Origin of the sequence: Pseudoduganella violacea (assembly GCF_014191875.1) — a bacterium.
Lineage (GTDB): Bacteria > Pseudomonadota > Gammaproteobacteria > Burkholderiales > Burkholderiaceae_D > Rugamonas > Rugamonas violacea_A.
The window spans coordinates 87,515-106,581 of sequence record NZ_JACHXD010000006.1 but is presented as its reverse complement, the minus strand read 5'-3'; the positions used below and the strand labels follow the sequence as shown (position 1 = coordinate 106,581).

Genomic DNA, 19,067 nt, shown 5'->3' with positions numbered 1-19,067 from the left:
TCAGAGTTCCTCCAGCCAGGGATCGGCTTCCGGGTCGGGGAATTGGGCCGCGACGAAATCGGTGAAGGCGCGCACCTTGGCCGACAGGAAGCGCCGGCTCGGATACACCATGAAGATGCCCAGCTTGCCCGAGCAATGCCCCTCCAGCACGCGCACCAGGCGGCCTTCCGCCAGATCGTCCTTCAGCGTGTAGGAGCTGCGCATCATGATGCCCATGCCGGCGATGGCGGCCTGGCGCAGCACCTCGGTATCGTTGGAAATGAGCTTGCTGGTGATCGGCACGCGCTCCTCCGAATCGCCGCAATGCACGGGCCAGGAATGGCGCAGCTGCTCATAGGCGTAATTCAGGCAATCGTGGCGGCTCAATTCCTGCGCTGTTTGCGGCAGGCCGCGCCGCGCCACATAGCCGGGCGAGGCGCACAGGATCACATTCGAAGTGGCCAGGCGGCGCGCGATCATGGAGTTGTCGATCTTCTGCAGGCCGGTGAAGAAGCCGACGTCGAAACCATCTTCCACCAGATCGACGGCGCGGTCGGACAGGGTCAGGTCGAGCACGATATTCGGCTGCAGGGCGGCAAAGCGCGGCAGCAAGGGCGCCAGCCGCGCCTGCCCCACACCCAGGTGGCTGTAGATGCGCAGCGTGCCTTGCGGGCATTTGACGGCGGCGCCGGCCAGCGCGTCGGCATCGTCGATATCGCTGAGGATCTGGCGCACCCGGTCCAGATAGTGCTGGCCGGTTTCGGTCAGCGAGAGCCGGCGCGTGGTGCGGTTCAGCAGGCGCGTGCCGAGGTGCTGCTCCAGGTCGGCCACATGGCGGGTGACGACGGCGTTCGACATCTCCAGCGCGCCGCCGGCCCGGGCAAAACTGCCCTGCTCCACCACTTTGGCGAACACGCGCATCGATTGCAACCTGTCCATAGCTCCTGTCTCCCGCCTCTTATCATTTCTGATTCAGAAATTGTTCATTGCGATTATTCGCCTTTTTTGCGGGAATCGCAATCGATAAACTGCCTCCATCGTCGGGCAGCCGCCCGTCTTGCCAATCAGGAGAAGCACCATGAACGCAAACCAGCTGCTGGCCGCACTGAGCGCCACCACCATCTTCGCCGCCTTGGCCGCATCCAGCGCCGGCGCCGCGCCCGCCGATGCCGCCAGCTCCGCCCAGCCGGCGAAAACAGCGGCAACAGCCGCCAGGACGGCCGAGAGCAAGGGCGGCGACCTCCAGCTCGCCAGCGCGGGCCAGGCCGCCGCCGCAAGCGCTGCCGCGCCGTCCGCCGCGCCACAGGCCGTCGGCCGCAGCCGCGCCGAAGTCCATGCCGAGGCCGTGGAAGCCGTCAAGCACCACCAATCCACCCTGGCGACCCAGCTGGAACTGACGCGCTGAAGCCGTCCCGGTCTTACCGCTCAACCATCGTTTACTGCAACTGAGGCCGGAAATTTGCTGCTCCGTCGCGACGGCGGCGGACAGCGGCGTCTTTTTGTCATATCGTTCAGATTCCACAGCCCTGAACAGTGACAAAAAAATGAAAAAACTGATCAAACACCCCATCGCCCTTTCCCTGCTCGCCCTTGGCCTCGGCGGCGCCAGCCTCGCCCATGCCGCCAGCGAGAAAGATCTGACCGAGGAAAAACGCGCCATCAGCGCCTTCAGCGCGATTGAGCTGTCCGGCCCCTACCGTGTGATCGTGCGCGCCCAGGGCGGCAACTCGGTCGAGCTGAAAGGCCAGCGCAAGCAGCTGGAACAGGTCGAAACCCTGGTCAGCGGCGACACCCTGATCGTGCGCCCCGTCAAACGCAACGGCTTCCACCTGCAGTTCGGCAAAGGCGCCGATCCGGTGACGGTGTATATCGGTGCAGCCGGCCTGCGCAGCCTGAAAGCGGGCGGCAGCGGCGATGTGGATCTGGAACAGTTCCAGGGCACTGCGCTGCGGCTGGACGTGAACGGCGCCGGCGATGTGAACGCGTCCGGCTCGGTGCAGGATCTGACCGTGCACGGCAATGGCAGCGGCGATATCCGCATCGCCAATCTGCGGGTCGGCACGCTGAACCTGCAGCTGAACGGCGCCGGCGATGCGCACGCCGGCAGCATCAGCCAGGATCTGAATGTGGAAATGCGCGGCTCGGGCGACCTGGAAGTCAGCGATGTGCGCACCAACCGCATCAACGCCGTGCTGAACGGCCCCGGCGACCTGACGCTGCGTGGCCGCAGCCGCGAAATCCGCGCCAGCCTGTCCGGCTCGGGCGACCTGGAAGCCTGCACGCTGGCGGTGGAGAGCGTGACGGCCGTGCTGAAGGGCGCGGGCAATGCCTGCGTGGCCGGCAGCATCAAAAAGTTCGACGCCGAAATCCACGGCTCCGGCGACCTGGAAGCGCGCGGCCTGCAAGCGCAGACCAGCCGCGTGGTGATGAGCAGCGCGGGCAGCATGGAACTGTCCGGCAGCAGCGATTCGCTGAACGCCGAAGTCAGCGGCTCGGGCAGCCTGAACGCCAAGTCCCTGCAAGTGGGCCGCGCCCTGACCCGCAGCCGCGGCCCGGGCAATATCCACCTGAACAAGGTCAGCGATTCGCTGGAAGCCGAGGTGCGCGGTTCGGGCGACCTGATCGCCAGCCCGGAGTGCAACAGCGCCAAAGTCACCATGAACGGCCCCGGCGGCGTCACGCTGAGCGGTAAGGTAAATACCCTGGATGCCCGCCTCAGCGGTTCGGGCAGCCTGAACGGACGTGGTCTGCTGGCCGGCAGTGCCGATGTGGTGGTCAACGGTCCCGGCAATGCCGTCGTCAATGTGCGCGGCAAGAGCAGTCCGAACCGCCTGCTGCTGGTGGACCGCGCCGGTTCGCATGAGCGGCGCGGCGAGTAAGCGTCCTAAGTTTTACCCTTATCCAGAACGCCCGGCCTGCGCGCCGGGCGTTTTGCATTTTCAATGGCTCATCCGGGCCCGAAAGTGGCATTATTCCATACCACACATAATACCATTTTACCCATGGGAAATAACCTTTAAAAACAGTTACTTACCCATCCATACAACACACCAAAACCTAGTCCAATTCGATGTTTAACAATACCAGTTAAATACCTGTTGACAAGCTGGTTTTGCAACCCTATAGTGCCCCACAGCTCTTCTTTTCCCCATATAAAAATGATCGAATTCTTAATCGGCGTGGATGGCGGCGGCAGCGGCACCCGTGTCCGCCTGGCGCGCCTCGACGGCGCTACCCTGGCGGAAGGCAGCAGCGGCCCGTCCGGCCTGCTGCACGGTATCAAGAGCGCCTGGGCCTCGGTGGAAGACGCTATCGCCAAGGCCTTCGCCGCCGCCGGACTGGCGCTGCCCGCGCGCGGCCGGATCGCCGTCGGGCTGGGCCTGGCCGGTGTGCACAACCACCAGTGGGCCGCCAATTTCGTCGAAGCCAATCCCGGCTACGGCGCCGTGGCGCTCGAAACAGACGCCTTCACCACCGTGCTCGGCGCGCACCAGGGCCGGCCCGGCGTCATCATCGCGCTCGGCACCGGCAGCGTGGGCGAAATCCTGCAGGAAGACGGCACGCGGCGCGAAGTCGGCGGCTGGGGCTTCCCGGCCGGCGACGAAGCCAGCGGCGCCTGGATCGGCCTGCGCGCCGTCAACCATATCCAGCAAGTCATCGATGGCCGCGCCCAAGGCAGCGCCTTCGCCGAGGCCGTGATCGACGCTTGCGGCGGCAACCGCGACCGCATCCAGGTCTGGCTGGCGCATGCCACGCAAACCAATTACGCCCAGCTGGCGCGCCTGGTGCTGCAGCATGCCGACAGCAATGCCACCGCCTGCGCCATCCTGACCGACGCCGGCCAGCAGGTCGCCCTGATCGCCGAAGCGCTCGACCCTTCGCACAAGCTGCCGATCGCGCTGTGCGGCGGCCTGGGCGAACCGATGCGTCCCTATCTGCCGGTCGATCTGCTGCAGCGCATCGTTCCCCCGCATGGCGATTCGGCCGAAGGCGGCCTGCGCCTGATCCAACAACACTTAAAGGAGTAGCCCTTGCTAGCTCAGTTGAGCGACTTCAGGCCCGACGCCCACAGCGACACGCCGCTGTATATGCAGCTGGCGAACAAGCTGTCGGACGGCATCGCCAATGGCGACTGGCGCGCCAACGAAGCCTTGCCGTCGGAGCGCGTGCTGTCGGACATGCTGTCCATCTCGCGCGTGACCGCGCGCAAGGCCATCGACATGCTGTGCGAGCGCGGCATGTTGACGCGCCGGCGCGGTTCGGGCACCTATATCACGCCCAAGCTGGAGCAGCCGCTGTCGCGCCTGACCAGCTTCTCGGAAGAGCTGCGCCAGCGCGGCTTTACCGCCGGTTCGCGCTGGATCCAGCGCGAAGTGGGTGTGGCGGCGCCGCTGGAATTGCTGTCGCTGGGCTTGTCGCCGAATATGCCGGTGGCGCGCCTGAAGCGCCTGCGCACCGCCGACGATGTGGTGATGGCGATCGAGACCTCCACCATCCCCGCCATGTACATGCCGAATCCGCACCATGTGACCGATTCGCTGTACGGCTATCTGGAATCGAACGGCACGGTGCCGATGCGCGCCTTGCAGCATATCCGCGCCATCAACGCCAATATCGAACAGGCCAAGCTGGCCAATATCGCTCCCGGTACGGCCATGCTGCACATCACGCGCGTGAGTTATCTGGACAACGGCGCGGCAGTGGAGCTGACCCACTCCTACTGCCGCAGTGATTATTATGAATTCGTAGCGGAGTCGCGCAGATGAGCGATGCAATCAAAGGCAATATCCTGACCCCCAACGGCTGGGTGCACGGCACGCTGTCGTTCGACCAGCATATCCAGGACATCCAGGGCGCCCATGTGGACCCGGTGGCCAACCATGACGACTATATCCTGCCCGGCTTTATCGACCTGCACGTACACGGCGGCGCCGGCAAGGACGTGATGGAAGGCGGCGACGCGGTGCATGCCATCGCCGCCATCCACGCCCGCCACGGCACCACCAGCCTGCTGGCCACCACCATGACGGCCCCGCCGGAAGATATCGACATCGCCCTGCAGGCGATCGGCAAGGCCGTCAAGCAGCGCGGCAAGAACGAAGCGCGCGTGCTGGGCGTGCACCTGGAAGGCCCGTACATCAACTCCGGCAAGCTGGGGGCGCAGCCGAACTTCGCGCGCGCCGCCACGCTGGAAGAAGTGCAGCGTCTGGAATCGCTGGCGCCGCTGCGCGTGATCACGGTGGCGCCGGAAATCGCCGGCCACCTGGAACTGGTGCGCGAACTGGCCGACACCGGCGTGCGCGTGCAGATCGGCCACACGCTCGGCTCCTACGACGACGGCGTGGCCGCGCTGGAACACGGCGCGGTCGGCTTCACCCATCTTTTCAACGCGATGAGCGGCCTGCACCATCGCGAACCGGGCATGGTCGGCGCCGCGCTGGCCCACGCCGAATACGCCGAGCTGATTCCCGACCTGCTGCATGTGCATCCCGGCGCCATCAAAACCGCGCTGCGCGCCATTCCGCGCCTGTACTGCGTGACCGACTCCACCGCCGCCACCGGCATGCCGGACGGCGAGTACATGCTAGGCCGCCACACCGTGCAGAAATGCATGGGCGGCGTGCGCCTGCCGGACGGCACCCTGGCCGGCAGCACGCTGACGTTGGACCAGGCCTTGCGCAATCTGGTCGGCCTTGGCCTCGACCTGGCCGACGCCTCGGCCCGCGTTTCCACCCATGCCGCCGATTACCTCGGCTTGCAAGACCGCGGCCGCCTGGCGCGCGGCGCCTACGCCGATCTGGTGGTACTGGATCGGGACCTGAAACTGAAAGCCGTGATTATCGAAGGAGAACGTTGTGACCTCAATGATGCTTAAAGAAGCCCTGTCCGCCGCCGAATGCGTCGCCAACCAATTGGCGAACGATTCGGAGCGCTACGCGGAGCTGGGACGCAAACTGAGGAGCACGCCCTTCTCCACCGCGCTGACCGTGGCGCGCGGCAGCTCGGACCACGCGTCCAACTACATCGCCTACCTGATCATGGCGCGCCTGGGCCGCGTGGTGGCCTCGCTGCCGATGTCCCTGGTCACGCTGCACAAATCGCCGCTCATCACGCGCGACACGCTGACCATCGCCGTGTCCCAGTCCGGCCAAAGCCCGGACGTGGTGGAACCGATCCGCTACTTCCGCGACGGCGGCGCCACCACCGTGGCCCTGGTCAACGACATCGACTCGCCGCTGGCGCAGGCCGCCGAATGGGCCATGCCGCTGCGCGCCGGCAAAGAACAGAGCGTAGCCGCCACCAAAAGCTTCATCACCTCCCTGGTCGCCGGCGCGCGCCTGGTAGCGCAATGGCAGAACGATCCCGAGCTGCTGGCCGGTCTGGCCGCGCTGCCGGACGCCCTGCAGACAGCCACCCAGGCCGACTGGTCTTCCGCCATCGACGTGCTGGCCCCGGCCAAGAACATCATGGTGGTGGGACGCGGCATCAGCTTCCCGGTGGCGCTGGAATCGGCCCTGAAATTCAAGGAAACCTCGGCCCTGCAGGCGGAAGCGTTCAGCGGCGCGGAAATCAAGCATGGTCCGATGGCCCTGATCGAGGAAGGCTATCCGCTGATGATCTTCGCCACCCGTGGTCCGACCCAGGCCGGCCTGCTGGCCCTGGCCGACGAGATGCGCGGCCGCGGCGCGCGCGTGCTGCTGGCCGCGCCGGACGACGTGGCGCAACGCGACTTGACCCTGCCGGTTGCGGCAACGCCGGACCTCGATCCGATCGTGGCGATCCAGGCCTTCTACGTGATGGCGGCCAAGCTGTCGGCGGCGCGCGGCCTGGACCCGGACCGTCCGCGCCACCTGAGCAAAGTCACCAAAACCAACTAAGCACCACCCTGGCCATCAATGAACATCAAGACCATGCTGAGCGCATTGATGGCCATGGGCTGCGCGGCCGCCGTGGCGGCTGCGCCAGCGCAGAAGATCGAATTCTGGACCTTCAGCATGAAGCCCAAATTCACGCCCTACTTTGACGGCATCGTTAAAAATTACGAGGCGGCCAATCCGGGTGTGAAGGTGGAATGGGTAGACTTCCCCTGGGACGTGATCCAGACCAAGCTGGTGACTCGCATCGTGGCCGGCACGCCGCCGGCCCTGGTCAACCTGAACGTGCCCTGGGCCGACGAATTTGCGCGCGACGGCCTGCTTACGCCCATCGATAGCCTGCTTTCCGCCGAAACGCGCAGCCACTATCTTCCTGCGGCGCTGCAGGACCTGAACTTCGGCGGCAAGACCTACGGCTTCCCGATGTACAGCAATGTCGCCGTCATCACCTACAACACCGAGATCTTCAAGGCCGCCGGCATCGCGCGCGCGCCGCGCAGCCTGGACGAACAGCTCGCCTTCGCGCGCCAGATCGCCGAGCGCACCGGCAAGGCCGGCCTGTGCCCCGCCCTCGCCAAGATCGACGGCCTGATGATGCAGCAAGGCCTGCCCGTGATCGCCAACGGCCGCGCCGTCTTCAACTCACCGGCCCACGTGGCCCTGATCCGCAAACTGGCCGACACCTACAAGGCCGGCGGGCTGCTGAAAGACAGCCTGTTCGCCGAAGACAACTTCCCCGCCGCCATCGCCGCCTACAAAGGCGGCCGTCTCGGCATGCTGCTGGCGCCGCCGACTGCCGTCAAGCGCATCGAAGCCGACGCCAAGGACATCTACGCCATCACCGACGTCGCCCCCGCGCCGCTGGGGCCGACCGGCATTGCCGACGGCGGCTGGCTGATCCACTTCGCCGTACCCGCCGGCGTCGACAGCAAGCAGTTGCCGGCCATCGGCAAGTTCGCGCGCTACCTGAGCAACGACGCCAACCAGCTCGAATTCGCGCGCCAAGCCAGCGTCTACCCCGCCGCCGCCAAAGCCGCGCGCGATCCCTTCTTCGTCAGCGTGCCGCCGCGTGCCGGCGCCGCCGAAAAAGCCGTCGCCGCCGGCGCCGTCAGCATGCCGCACTCGCGCACCCTGTACGTGGCCGGCATTCCCGACTACGACGAGCTGCGCCGCTCCCTGGTCAAAGCCGTCGAAGCCGGCGTCACCGGCCGCCAGGACATCCAGCAAGCGCTCGACGCCGCCGTCGCCATCTGGAACAAAAAGCTCGCCAAACAGCGCCATACAGCCCAGCCTGTGTCCACCTTGGTGCCAGGCACCAAGGTGGACACAGGCTCAACTGTGGGGAGGCTGTGATGCGTAGGCAAAGCTTGCAGGCTTGGCTGTTCCTGGCGCCGGCGCTGGTGCTGCTGGCGGTGTTTTCGTTTTGGCCGGTGGGCTATGGCTCTTACCTGGCCTTTACCGACTTTAGCCTGATCCGGCCGACGCGGTGGGTGGGGCTGGAGAATTTCGAGTACATCTTCGATAACGAGATGTTCGTCACGGGCCTGAAAAATTCACTGCTGTTCCTGCTGATGGTGCCTTTCGTGCAGGTCGGGGCGATTGCGCTGGCGGTGCTGGTGAATAACCGCCTGCCGGGCATCCGCCTGTTCCGCGCGGCGTATTACGTGCCGGTGGTGACGACGGTGTCCGTGGTCGGCATCATGTGGGGCTTCATGTTCCATGAACAGGGCACGCTCAATTATGTGCTCACCACCCTGCGCCTGGTGAACGCGCCCGTGGGCTGGCTGTCGGACGATACGCTGGCCCTGTTCTGCATCATGTTCGTGACGCTGTGGCGCGGCCTGGGCTGGTATATGGTGATGTATCTGGCGGCCTTGCAATCGGTGCCCGCCGATATGCAGGAGGCGGCGATCCTCGATGGCGCCAACCGCTGGCAGCGTTTCTGGAAGATCACCATTCCCATGCTGCGCCCCACCATCATGGTCTGCTCCATCCTGTCGGTGCTGGCCGCGCTGAAGGCCTACCAGGAGGTCGACGTGCTGACCCAGGGCGGGCCGATGAACTCCACCTTCACCGCCCTGTACTACGCCTATGACCAGGGCCTGAAGCACCTGAAGCTGCCGCGCGCGCTGGCCGCCAGCTTTGTCGTCTCCGTTTTCTGCGTCGGCATCGCCGTGCTGTGCCTGCGCTATCTGAAGCCCAAGCACCGCTGATGAAAACGCGCACATTCAAGGCCGCCGGCCACTATTTTCTGCTGTGCGCGATCGCGCTGGTCTGTGTCTTCCCGTTCTGGTGGACGCTGGTGACGGCGCTGTCCACCGAAGGCAATATCTTCGCCTTCCCGCCCACCTTCTGGCCGAAGTCGCCCTCACTGGCGAATTTCGAGGAAGTGTTCCGCGTGATTCCGATCCTGTCCTTCTTCAAGAATTCCGTGCTGATCGCCGCCTTCACCGTGTTCTGGAAGCTGGTGCTATGTTCCCTGGCCGCCTATCCGCTGGCGCGCATGCATTTCCGCGGCCGCCGCCTGGTGTTCGGCCTGATCCTGGCGACGCTGGTGCTGCCGTCCGAAGTGAACTTCCTGGTCAACTTCATCACGGTGACGAAACTGAGCCTGGTCGATACCTATGCCGGCGTGATCCTGCCGAACGTGGTGACGGCGGTCGCTATCCTGCTGCTGAAACAGGCTTTCGAGGAAGTGCCGCAGGATCTGATCGACGCCGCCCGCGTCGACGGCGCTTCGGAATGGGTCATCTTCAGCCGCATCATGCTGCCCCTGATCACGCCCTGGCTGGCGACGGTGGGCATCCTGACGGCGGTGGAGGCATGGAACGAATATATCTGGCCTTCCATTGTGATGAGCAAGCCGGATGAATTCCCGCTGTCGGTGGGCGTGCTGTATTTGCGCGGCACCTTCGGCAGCAGCACGCGCGTGATCGCTGCCGGCACGGTGCTCACCATTCTGCCGACGCTGGCAGCCTTCCTGTTCACACAAAGATTCTTCATGCGCGGCATGGACGGGGCCGTGAAGTAAGCAGCAGAACCCACGACTACACAAGCATATATAGAGGACGACGCAGAATGGACAACCGAACATCCACAGGCCGCAGCCCGCTGACCTGGATACCCACCCTGTACTTCGCGCAAGGTCTGCCCTACTTCGCGGTGGCGCTGATCGCCGGCATGATGTTGAAGAGCATGGGCGTGCCGAACGACGATATCGCGCACTGGACCGCCTATATCGGCGCGGCCTGGGTCTTCAAGCCGCTGTGGAGCCCCTTCCTCGAACTGGCCAGCAGCAAAAAGCTGATCGTGGTCAGCTTCCAGCTGATCGGCGGCGTCTGTCTCGGCCTGGTGGCGCTGGCCCTGCACCTGCCGGCCTGGATGGTGCTCTGCATCGTCTGTCTTGGCCTGGTGGCGATCGCCTCGGCCACCCACGATATCGCCTGCGACGGCTGCTACATCGCCAGCCTGACCGAAAAACAGCAGGCGCAGTACGCCGGCTGGACCGGCACCTTCTTCAACGCCGGCCGCTTCATTTCGCTGGGCGGCCTGGTGATCCTGGCCGGTTACCTGGAAAAGACCCAGGGTGTGGTGCCGGCATGGACCGTGATCTTCCTGATCCTGTCGGCCACCATGATCACGCTCGGCCTGTACCACAGCTGGGCGCTGCCGCTCGCGCCCAATCCCGTCACCGACAACCACACGGTGGCCGGCGTGGCGCGCACGCTGAAGGACGTGATCATCGAGTACTTCCGCAAGCCGGGCATCTGGGTGTCCATCCTCTTCATCATCCTGTTCCGCGCCGGCGAGGCGCAGGTGCAGACCATCGGCCCGCTGTTCCTGCGCGAAGCGCGCAATCTGGGCGGCCTGGGCCTGAGCACGGCCGAAGTGGGCGCCGTGTACGGCACCACCGGCACCATCGCCTTCATCGTCGGCAGCGTGGCCGGCGGCTACTTCACGTCCTGGCTTAGCTTGAAGCGCGCCATTCTCTTCCTGATCCTGGCGATGAACTTGCCGAACCTGGTGTTCTACTTCCTGTCCACCACCCTGCCGACCGACCTGACCACCATCGGCATCGCTCTCGGCCTGGAAATGTTCGGCTATGGCTTCGGCTTCGTCGGCCTGATCCTGTACATGATGCAGGTGGTCGCGCCGGGCAAATACCAGACCGCCCACTATGCTTTCTCGACCGGCATCATGCAGCTCGGCTTCGTGCTGTTCAAATGGATCAGCGGCGATATCCAGATGGCGCTTGGCTACCAAACCTTCTTCCTGTGGGTCTTGCTCAGCGCCGTGCCCGTGACTATCCTGTCGCAACTGATTCCCATGAATTCGAAGGAGAAAAGCCCGGAGGCGGCGCCGCAGCAGCAGGCCGCCGCCGCGAGCTGACAGCATGGCCAGCGTCACCCTGAAAAACGTCGTCAAGCATTACGACAATAAAACCCCGGTCATCCGCGGCATCGACCTGGCGATCCGCGACGGCGAATTCGTGGTCTTCGTCGGGCCTTCGGGCTGCGGCAAGTCCACCCTGCTGCGCATGATCGCCGGACTGGAAGAGATCACCGCCGGCGAGCTGCATATCGGCGAGCGCCTGGCCAACGACGTGCCGCCGGCCCAGCGCGAGCTGGCCATGGTATTCCAGTCCTATGCGCTGTATCCGCATATGACGGTGTACGAGAATATGGCGTTCGCGCTCAAGCTGGCCGGCCACAAGGCTGCCGCCGTGCGCGAGGCAGTGGAGCGCGCCGCCGGCATCCTGCAGATCACGCCGCTGCTGAAGCGCAAGCCGAAGGAGCTGTCCGGCGGCCAGCGCCAGCGCGTGGCCATCGGCCGCGCCATCGTGCGCAAGCCGCGCCTGTTCCTGTTCGACGAGCCGCTGTCCAATCTCGACGCCAGCCTGCGGGTGCAGATGCGGGTGGAAATCAGCCGCCTGCACCAGGAGCTGAAGACCACCATGATCTACGTGACGCACGACCAGGTCGAGGCCATGACCCTGGGCGAGCGCATCGTGGTCTTCAACGGCGGGCATATCGAGCAGATCGGCACGCCGCATGAGCTGTACAACAATCCGGCCAACCTGTTCGTGGCGGGCTTCCTCGGCTCGCCGAAGATGAACTTCATTCCCGGCCAGATCGCCGCCGTGGGCGCCGAACATGTGGCGGTGCAGTTGCCGGGCGGCGCGCTGGTGGAAGTGGCTGTCCAGCCGGGCGAGGCGCAGCGCGGCGACGCCGTGAGCCTGGGCGTGCGCGCCGAGCACCTGGCCTTGCAAGCCTGCGGGACCGGCGGCGCGAATGTGCTGGACGTGGGCGTGGGCCATGTGGAGTACCTGGGCGACCTGTCCATCGTCTATACCACGCTCGATGGCGCGCCCGACATGCTGGCCGCCAAACAGCCGCCGGAAGGGGCGCCTTTGCAGGCTGGCAGCCGCGCCGCGCTGCATCTGCCGCCCGAGCGCTGCCTGCTGTTCAATAGCGCCGGACGGGCCTATGCGCGCCCGTAAGCTTTGGTAACAATTGCGCACTCTTGAATACCTGTCATGCCCCAAATTTATGGGACAATAGAAGTTTGTTTCCGTCTTAAGGATTTTTTTGCCATGTCCAAGTCACGCATCGCCCGCATCAGCCTGCTCCTGGCCGCCATCGGCCTGAACGCCGCTCCAGCCTTCATCGGCACCGCCCACGCCCAGGAAAAAGACAAGGCAGCTGCCGCGGCGGCGGCGGCGGCAGAAGCAGCAAAACAGGATACCGTGCGTCCCGACCTGTTCAAACTGGTCGACCCAGCCGCCATCAAGCCGCTGATGGATGCAAAAAACTACGCCGAAGTGGAAAGCCGCATCAAACAGGGCGAGGCGCTGCCGACCCTGTCCGCCTACGAAAGCTTTGTGTTGAACCGCCTGCGCGTGGCGCTGGGTTCGGCCACCAATAACCAGCCGATGATGACCGCCGGCCTGGCCGCCGTGATCGAGTCGGGCAAGCTGTCCGAAAAAGAGCGTGGCGACTTCATTCAGGCGCTGGCCACCACCTACTACAACAACAAGGACTACACCAACGCCATCGTCTGGTTCAACCGCTATGCCAAGGAAAGCGGCGACGTGGCCAAGAACCGCCAGCACGTGCTGCGTTCCTACTACTTCAACAACGACTTCGCCACCGCCAAGGCCGAACTGCAGAAGGATCTGGCAGCCAAGCAGCAGTCGAACACCGCGCCAAGCATGGAAGAGCTGCAACTGCTGGCCAATATCGGCGCCAAGTCGAAAGACACGGCAACCTATCTGGTGGCGATGGAAAACCTGGTCAAATACTATCCGACCGACGACTACTGGCTGGACCTGCTGAGCCGCACCCAGGGCAAGGCCACCTACTCGACCCGCTTCGCGCTGGACGTGTTCCGTCTGGAGAAAGCCGCCGTATCGAAAATGGCGCCGGAAGAGTACACCGAGATGGCGGAACTGGCCCTGCTGGCCGGCTTCCCGACCGAAGCCAAGAAAGCCATGGACGCCGGCTACGCGCTGGGCGTGCTGGGCACCGGCCCGAACGCCGACAAGCACCGCAAGGTGCGCGACCAGGCCAACCGCCAGGCCGCCGACGACACCAAGAACATCGCTTCCGGCGAAGCCTCGGCCAAGAAATCCAAGGACGGCACCGGCCTGGTCAACCTGGGCTACGCCTACGTGACCATGGAGCAGTTCGACAAGGGTATTGAGCTGATCCAGCAAGGTATCGCCAAGGGCGGCCTGAAAAACGCGGAAGACGCCAAGCTGCGCCTGGGCGTCTCCTACGCGCTGGCCGGCAAGAAGGAGGATGCCATCAAGACCCTGGAAACCGTGACCGGCACCGACGGCCGCAACGACCTGGCCCGCTACTGGATTCTGTGGGTGAACCGCCCAGCCACCGCCGCCAAATAAGCGCGGCGCCGGCACAGCGGGTAGAGGCGCAAGCCCTGCCCGCTTTTTTTCGCCTGTACTGTTTGAGAACGGAAGCTTGCTGATGCCTGAACTCTCCGCTTCGCCCCTCCACTCCACCGCCGCACCGGCGCGGCGCCTGCTCAGCCTTGACGCTTTTCGCGGCTTCGTGATTCTCGCGATGATCTGGGTGAACTATATCGCGGGCATGCCGGGCATGCCGCATTGGCTGGAACATGCCAGCGCCAAGGCCGATGGCTTCACCCTGCCCGATCTGGTCTTCCCCGGCTTCCTCTTCATCGTCGGCATCGCCATTCCACTCTCGCTGCACAAATCCGTCGGCCATGTTTCGCTGCCGCTGCTGGGCCGCCTGGCGTGGCGTGCGGGCAGCCTGATGTTGGCGGGCGTGGTGCTGGCCAACGCTTACCGCTACGATGCGGCGCACGCGCTGCTGCCGCGCGCCTGGTACTTCCTGCTGTTCTATGTGGCGATGATCCTGTTGTGGCGCCAGTCGGCACGGCACGGCTGGAGCTTCTGGGCCGGCGCGCTGCTGATGCTCTTCCTGCTCGCCAGTTTTCGCGGCACGCTGAACGCGGAATTCGGCAGCGTGTATCTGCAGCATAGCTGGTGGGGCATCCTCGGCATGATAGGCTGGGCCTACCTGCTGTGCAGCCTGATCTACCTGGCCGCGCGCGGCCACGGCACGGCGCTGATGGGCGCCCTGGCCATGCTGATCGCGCTGTATATGGGGTGCAAGGCGGGCGCGCTGGCCGGGCTGCAGCAGATGGTGAACGGCTTCGTCAACCTGCCCGAGGTCTTGGGCTCCACCGCCGCCAATGTGCTGGCCGGCACGCTGGTCGGCAATCTGTTCGTATCGCCGTCGGCCGAACACCGTCAGCGCATCCGCTGCATGTTCTTCCTTGCGCTTGGCCTGCTGCTGTGCGGCCTGCTGCTGCGGCCCTACCACGGCATCAACAAGATCCAGGCGACGGAGAGCTATACCCTGGTCTGCAGCGCCATTGTGCTTGGCCTGTTCCTGCTGTTCTATATCGTGATCGATGTGTGGCAGTGGCAGGGATGGAGCGTCATCCTGCTGCCGGCGGGCGCCAACGCGCTGTTCGCCTATATCGCGCCGGACTTGTGGGAGCAGCTGGCGGCCGTGCTGCATCTGCCGCGCATCTGGTGGCCCTACCTGCACAGCGGGGGCGTTCCCGGACTGCTGAACGCCGCCGCCATGACGCTGGCCATGATGGCGCTGGTGGCCGCCGCCAACCGCGCCGGCCTCAAGCTGCGCTTCTAGACCTTGATGTAGATGCGCTTGCGGTCCATCGCATAGCCGACCAGCCAGCAGGCCAGCATGAAGAACAGCGCGAACAGCAGCGAGGCCAGTTTGGGCGGCGCAAACGCCAGCAGCACATGCTGGTACATCCAGCCATAGGTATCGGTGACGAACAGCACCGTCGCCGCCACCTGCGCCAGCAGATAGATGAACAGCGTGTTCTTGCCGAAGACCTCGAAGAAGTAAGTCCAGCGGCGCTGCCCGCGCATCTCGATCACGTAGATCAGCAGCGGCAGGATCAGCAGGTCCAGACCGACGCTGAACAGCACATAGGAACTGGTCCACAGCTTCTTATTGATGGGGAAGGCCAGATCCCAGCACAGCGCCACGCCGACGCAGGCCACGCCCGCCATCATCAGCCGCGCCAGCGTTTCATAGCTGGCGCCGAGGGACAGGATCAGGCGTCCCGCAAAGTAGCCCGCGATGACGTTGACGATGGACGGCAAGGTGCTGAGCAAGCCCTCCGGATCGAACAGCACGCCCGCCTCCTCATACATATGGGCCTTGCCCAGCACCACCAGGTCCAGCTTATAGGCCGCATTGCCATGCACGCTGTAGTCGCCGCACAGCGCCATCACCAGCCAGTAAGCCAGCAGCGCGGCGATGCTGAACCACAGCGCGCCCTTCTCCTTGCAGAAATGCAGAATCAGCGCCGCGCTGCCGAAGCACAGCGCGATGCGCTGCAAGACACCCGGGATGCGCACATGATCGAGCGGCCCGGTGAACGGGAACCAGTAGACCAGAAAGCCCAGCAGGAAAATCAGCACGGTGCGCCGTCCCACTTTCGCCAGCACCGCGCCATCGCCCTGCTCCGCGTACTTGGGCAGCGCAAAGGCCAAGGCATTACCGACCACGAAAAGGAAGGTCGGGAATACCCAGTCGGTCGGCGTGAAGCCATGCCAGTCGGCGTGCAGCAGCGGACCATACACATGACCCCAGTCGCCCGGCGTGTTCACCACGATCATCAGCGCCACGGTCAGGCCGCGCAGCACATCCAGCGATAAATAACGGCTTTGCGGCTTGTTCATGGCGTCGCCGCCCTTGCTCTACTTCTCATTTCTGCTCCTGCATGAAAAAGGGCAGGACTCCGCGCGGTCCTGCCCCGTACTACTATTGCCCTTCCGACGCCTTACATCTTGCCACGGACGCCAAAGAAGATCTGCTTGCCGTTCTTATAGAAGGCGCTCGGGCGGTCCTTGGTGGTGGCATACGATTTCAGGGTTGGATCATTCAAATCCTTGCCTTCCAGCGACAGCGTCAGGTTTTCGGTCAGATTGTAGTTGAAGGCGGCCGACAGCGTGCCGATTCCGTCCTGATACAGCGCGCTGTTGCGGTCCAGGCCATTCAGGAAGGCCGAACGATAGCTGTAGTTGACGCGCGCGCTGAACTTGCTGTTTTCGTAGAAGACCCCGGCATTGTATGAGCGCTTGGAGGTGCCCACCATATTGCAGTCGCCCAGATCGGCGCAGGCCGAACGCGGCGCCTTGCCGGTTTCCTTGCCGTCGGCGTAGGTATAGTTGGCATTTACTCCGAAGCCATTACCCAGGTCCTGCACATACTGCAGCTCGATGCCGCGCACGCGCGCCTTGGTGTTCACCGCGGAACTCATGGTATAGCTGACGACGCGGCCCATGGACTGGTTATAGAAATCCGCCGTCGATGAACCGAACGTCACATACGACGCCATGTGCATATTGAAGACATTCACACCCAGCAGCGACTTCGGCATGAAGTACCATTCGACGCCCGCATCGACATTGTTCGACAGGATGGGCGTCAGCTTCGGATTGCCGCCATTTGCCGCCAGCGTCAGATCGTTCAGGCTGAGCGAACCAAGGGCGCCGATGTCGGGGCGCGACAGGGTGCGGCTGGCCGCGCCGCGCAGCACCACGTTCTGCGACAGGTCGGTGCGCAGGTTCAGGCTGGGCAGGAAATTGTTATACGTGCGCGAGGTTTCGATCGGCGCCCAGCGGTCGTTGGGCGAACCGTTGGCCACATCGATCTGGGTGCGCACGAAACGCACGCCGATATTGCCTTGCACCGGCCCCAAACTCAGATCGCCCATCACATACGCCGCCGAAGCTTTTTCGCGGATCTTGAATTCGCTCTGGTAGGCGTGGGTGTCGAAGCTCACATACTTGTCGCCCCAGGCTTTCATCGAGTCGGCGCTGAAGGTCCAGCCCTTGTTCAGCAGATTCGGCAAGGGACTGTCGGGGAAGGTGGTCAGGCCGCTGGGGCGGTTGGCCGCCAAGCCGCCCGCCGGCGCCACCGTGCCGGCGAGCCAGATCAGATCGCGGTCATGCTTGGCCATGCGCGCGCCGAAATGCAGGGTGGGCACGCTTTCCCACGGCGTTTTGTATTCCCCGTCCACCTGGCCATAGCTCTCCTTGTCCTTGGCCTTGGTGTCGGAAGCCCAGCCGCTGAAGAAGTTGGCGCCGCTGCGCGGCTGGAAGCTGCCCGCGTTCGGCACGATCACTGTGGCCGGCTGGTCCAGGCCATACGTGGTCAAGCTGGTGCCGGCATAGGCCAGCCATGCCTCGTAGCCGTAATCGCGCGCATAGCCGGTGCCGCGCGTGGTGCCGATCTGGCCCTTGAACTTCAGCTGCTCGTTGGCGCGCCATTGCCAGTCCAGATTGAGGAATTTGGAATCGCTGTAGGAGCCGGGACGGGCAATGATGTCTTGCAGCGAAGTCCCCATATCGCTGCAATCGGCCACGGGGCAAGTCGCCGGGAAACTGATCGAGGTGATGGTATCGCCCTTGATCGTCCACGCCGCCGGCCGGATGCCGCCGCTGCCCGCCAGGTTGGCGTTGTTGGACAGGGGCTGGCCCGCATCCATCATGAAGTTGGCGTTGATATTGTCGGCGTCCAGACGGGTATAGAAACCGCTGATGTCGAAGCTGAAATCGGGACTGACCTTGAACTGCACGTCCAGCATGCCGCCCTTGCGTTCGCGCTGCTGCTCGAACAGCGCGGTGCCGGTTTGCACCGACAGCCATTTGCCGTTGACTTCCGGATTGGATTTCACCCATTCCGGCGCCAGGGCGCTATCGACCTTGGCCCAAGCCAGGAATTCCTGGCCGATGCGGCGCAGGCTGCGCTTCTCGTCGAACACTTGCAGCAGCACGCCCATATTGCCGGCATCGTTCTTCCAGTTGGCCAGGGCGCTGAGCTGGGCGTCGGTCTTCTTCGCGCCCTCGCTGTACACGCCCTCCACGGAACCCATCAGCGTGAGGGGCTTCTTGAAGCTGAGCGGCTTGCGCGTTTCGATGTCCACATTGCCAGCCGCGCCGCCTTCGATCAGATTGGCTTGCGAGCTTTTATGCACGGTGATGCGGCCGATCAGCTCGGAAGGGAACATCGAGTAGCTGACCGAGCGGCCGCCGTTGGTGATATTCGAGACATACCAGTCGCCGCTCGATACGGTATGCCCGTTCAGCGTGGTCAGTGTCAGATTGGATGGCGTGCCTTTCAGGCTGACGCGGTCGTTCTCGCCGAAGCCGCCCTCGCTGCCGCCGGCCGTCGCCACCGACACGCCCGGCACCCGCTGCAGCGAATCGGCCACGCTCTTGTCCGGCATCTTGCCCACATCTTCGGCGGTCACGACCTCCACCAGCGAATCGGCATTGCGTTTCTGGTTCAGCGATTGGGCCAGCGCGGCGCGCACGCCCGTCACCGTGACCACCGCCGACTCGTCGACCTGGGGGCTGGCTGGCGGGGTTTGCGCCGCCGCGCCGCTGGCGACGGCGAGCATGGCGACCGCAGTGGCGATCGGGGTCAGATTGCGCTTCATGTCTCCTCCTAAGCTGTGCTGTGTGGAATTGCATAAAACCAATTGCACGCCAATATACCCCCACTCAATACCAAATCACTACCAGTTATTAGATTTTTTTCAAACGTTGCACAAAAAACACATAATGCACTATCAACACTTAGTAAGCCTAGAGTGAAGATGCGGTGTTGCAGCCACGCA

The 19,067-nt window shown here is 64.2% G+C and carries 16 protein-coding genes; 13 read left to right on the top strand and 3 right to left on the bottom strand.

Annotated elements, in window-relative coordinates; all coding sequences use genetic code 11:
* A complete protein-coding gene (locus FHS03_RS12470; protein WP_183441299.1) occupies positions 1–918 on the bottom strand; it encodes a LysR family transcriptional regulator in 918 nt (305 codons plus the stop codon).
* Positions 919–1,057: 139 nt separating this feature from the next.
* Here FHS03_RS12470 and FHS03_RS12465 point away from each other — a divergent pair, with 139 nt between their 5' ends.
* From FHS03_RS12465 to FHS03_RS12405, 13 genes are all read left to right on the top strand, one after another.
* Positions 1,058–1,384, top strand: coding sequence for a hypothetical protein (locus tag FHS03_RS12465; RefSeq protein WP_183441298.1), 327 nt, complete (start codon positions 1,058–1,060; stop codon positions 1,382–1,384).
* Between the two features lie 139 nt (positions 1,385–1,523).
* Positions 1,524–2,858: a GIN domain-containing protein gene (locus FHS03_RS12460; RefSeq protein ID WP_183441297.1), complete on the top strand. Its 1,335-nt coding sequence runs from the start codon at positions 1,524–1,526 to the stop codon at positions 2,856–2,858.
* Positions 2,859–3,137: 279 nt separating this feature from the next.
* Positions 3,138–4,007, top strand: a complete 870-nt coding sequence (locus FHS03_RS12455; RefSeq protein WP_183441296.1) for a glucosamine kinase nucleotide-binding domain-containing protein — start codon at positions 3,138–3,140, stop codon at positions 4,005–4,007.
* Positions 4,008–4,010: 3 nt separating this feature from the next.
* Positions 4,011–4,745 (top strand): GntR family transcriptional regulator, encoded by a 735-nt coding sequence (locus FHS03_RS12450; protein WP_176348596.1) that lies wholly within the window; start codon positions 4,011–4,013, stop codon positions 4,743–4,745.
* Positions 4,742–5,854, top strand: coding sequence for an N-acetylglucosamine-6-phosphate deacetylase (gene nagA, locus FHS03_RS12445; RefSeq protein WP_183441295.1), 1,113 nt, complete (start codon positions 4,742–4,744; stop codon positions 5,852–5,854). The genes FHS03_RS12450 and nagA overlap by 4 nt, the downstream gene beginning before the upstream one ends.
* A complete protein-coding gene (locus FHS03_RS12440) occupies positions 5,844–6,857 on the top strand; it encodes an SIS domain-containing protein (RefSeq protein WP_183441294.1) in 1,014 nt (337 codons plus the stop codon). The genes nagA and FHS03_RS12440 overlap by 11 nt, the downstream gene beginning before the upstream one ends.
* A gap of 18 nt (positions 6,858–6,875) precedes the next feature.
* Entirely contained in the window at positions 6,876–8,207 is a 1,332-nt protein-coding gene (locus tag FHS03_RS12435) for an ABC transporter substrate-binding protein (RefSeq protein ID WP_183441293.1), read from the top strand.
* Positions 8,207–9,067, top strand: coding sequence for a carbohydrate ABC transporter permease (locus FHS03_RS12430; protein ID WP_183441292.1), 861 nt, complete (start codon positions 8,207–8,209; stop codon positions 9,065–9,067). The genes FHS03_RS12435 and FHS03_RS12430 overlap by 1 nt, the downstream gene beginning before the upstream one ends.
* On the top strand, positions 9,067–9,885 hold the full coding sequence (locus FHS03_RS12425) for a carbohydrate ABC transporter permease (RefSeq protein ID WP_183441291.1): 819 nt from the start codon (positions 9,067–9,069) through the stop codon (positions 9,883–9,885). The genes FHS03_RS12430 and FHS03_RS12425 overlap by 1 nt, the downstream gene beginning before the upstream one ends.
* 47 nt (positions 9,886–9,932) lie before the next feature.
* Positions 9,933–11,243 carry an MFS transporter gene (locus FHS03_RS12420; protein WP_183441290.1) on the top strand — a complete coding sequence of 437 codons (1,311 nt, stop codon included), beginning with the start codon at positions 9,933–9,935 and terminating at the stop codon, positions 11,241–11,243.
* A gap of 4 nt (positions 11,244–11,247) precedes the next feature.
* Positions 11,248–12,354 (top strand): ABC transporter ATP-binding protein, encoded by a 1,107-nt coding sequence (locus tag FHS03_RS12415; RefSeq protein ID WP_183441289.1) that lies wholly within the window; start codon positions 11,248–11,250, stop codon positions 12,352–12,354.
* A 93-nt stretch (positions 12,355–12,447) separates the two neighbouring features.
* Positions 12,448–13,758: a tetratricopeptide repeat protein gene (locus FHS03_RS12410; RefSeq protein WP_183441288.1), complete on the top strand. Its 1,311-nt coding sequence runs from the start codon at positions 12,448–12,450 to the stop codon at positions 13,756–13,758.
* A gap of 82 nt (positions 13,759–13,840) precedes the next feature.
* Positions 13,841–15,055 (top strand): DUF5009 domain-containing protein, encoded by a 1,215-nt coding sequence (locus tag FHS03_RS12405; RefSeq protein WP_183441287.1) that lies wholly within the window; start codon positions 13,841–13,843, stop codon positions 15,053–15,055.
* Here FHS03_RS12405 and FHS03_RS12400 read toward each other — a convergent pair.
* Positions 15,052–16,122, bottom strand: coding sequence for an acyltransferase family protein (locus FHS03_RS12400; RefSeq protein ID WP_183441286.1), 1,071 nt, complete (start codon positions 16,120–16,122; stop codon positions 15,052–15,054). The two genes, FHS03_RS12405 and FHS03_RS12400, sit on opposite strands and share 4 nt — an antisense overlap.
* A 101-nt stretch (positions 16,123–16,223) precedes the next feature.
* Positions 16,224–18,887, bottom strand: a complete 2,664-nt coding sequence (locus FHS03_RS12395) for a TonB-dependent receptor (RefSeq protein ID WP_183441285.1) — start codon at positions 18,885–18,887, stop codon at positions 16,224–16,226.
* Positions 18,888–19,067 lie beyond the last annotated feature (180 nt).

Excerpts from the sequence above, each read along its gene's own strand:
- FHS03_RS12470 (WP_183441299.1), bottom strand. The coding sequence starts at position 918 with ATGGACAGGTTGCAATCGATGCGCGTGTTCGCCAAAGTGGTGGAGCAG.
- FHS03_RS12465 (WP_183441298.1), top strand. The coding sequence starts at position 1,058 with ATGAACGCAAACCAGCTGCTGGCCGCACTGAGCGCCACCACCATCTTC.
- FHS03_RS12460 (WP_183441297.1), top strand. The coding sequence starts at position 1,524 with ATGAAAAAACTGATCAAACACCCCATCGCCCTTTCCCTGCTCGCCCTT.
- FHS03_RS12455 (WP_183441296.1), top strand. The coding sequence starts at position 3,138 with ATGATCGAATTCTTAATCGGCGTGGATGGCGGCGGCAGCGGCACCCGT.
- nagA (WP_183441295.1), top strand. The coding sequence starts at position 4,742 with ATGAGCGATGCAATCAAAGGCAATATCCTGACCCCCAACGGCTGGGTG.
- FHS03_RS12440 (WP_183441294.1), top strand. The coding sequence starts at position 5,844 with ATGATGCTTAAAGAAGCCCTGTCCGCCGCCGAATGCGTCGCCAACCAA.
- FHS03_RS12435 (WP_183441293.1), top strand. The coding sequence starts at position 6,876 with ATGAACATCAAGACCATGCTGAGCGCATTGATGGCCATGGGCTGCGCG.
- FHS03_RS12430 (WP_183441292.1), top strand. The coding sequence starts at position 8,207 with ATGCGTAGGCAAAGCTTGCAGGCTTGGCTGTTCCTGGCGCCGGCGCTG.
- FHS03_RS12425 (WP_183441291.1), top strand. The coding sequence starts at position 9,067 with ATGAAAACGCGCACATTCAAGGCCGCCGGCCACTATTTTCTGCTGTGC.
- FHS03_RS12420 (WP_183441290.1), top strand. The coding sequence starts at position 9,933 with ATGGACAACCGAACATCCACAGGCCGCAGCCCGCTGACCTGGATACCC.
- FHS03_RS12415 (WP_183441289.1), top strand. The coding sequence starts at position 11,248 with ATGGCCAGCGTCACCCTGAAAAACGTCGTCAAGCATTACGACAATAAA.
- FHS03_RS12410 (WP_183441288.1), top strand. The coding sequence starts at position 12,448 with ATGTCCAAGTCACGCATCGCCCGCATCAGCCTGCTCCTGGCCGCCATC.
- FHS03_RS12405 (WP_183441287.1), top strand. The coding sequence starts at position 13,841 with ATGCCTGAACTCTCCGCTTCGCCCCTCCACTCCACCGCCGCACCGGCG.
- FHS03_RS12400 (WP_183441286.1), bottom strand. The coding sequence starts at position 16,122 with ATGAACAAGCCGCAAAGCCGTTATTTATCGCTGGATGTGCTGCGCGGC.
- FHS03_RS12395 (WP_183441285.1), bottom strand. The coding sequence starts at position 18,887 with ATGAAGCGCAATCTGACCCCGATCGCCACTGCGGTCGCCATGCTCGCC.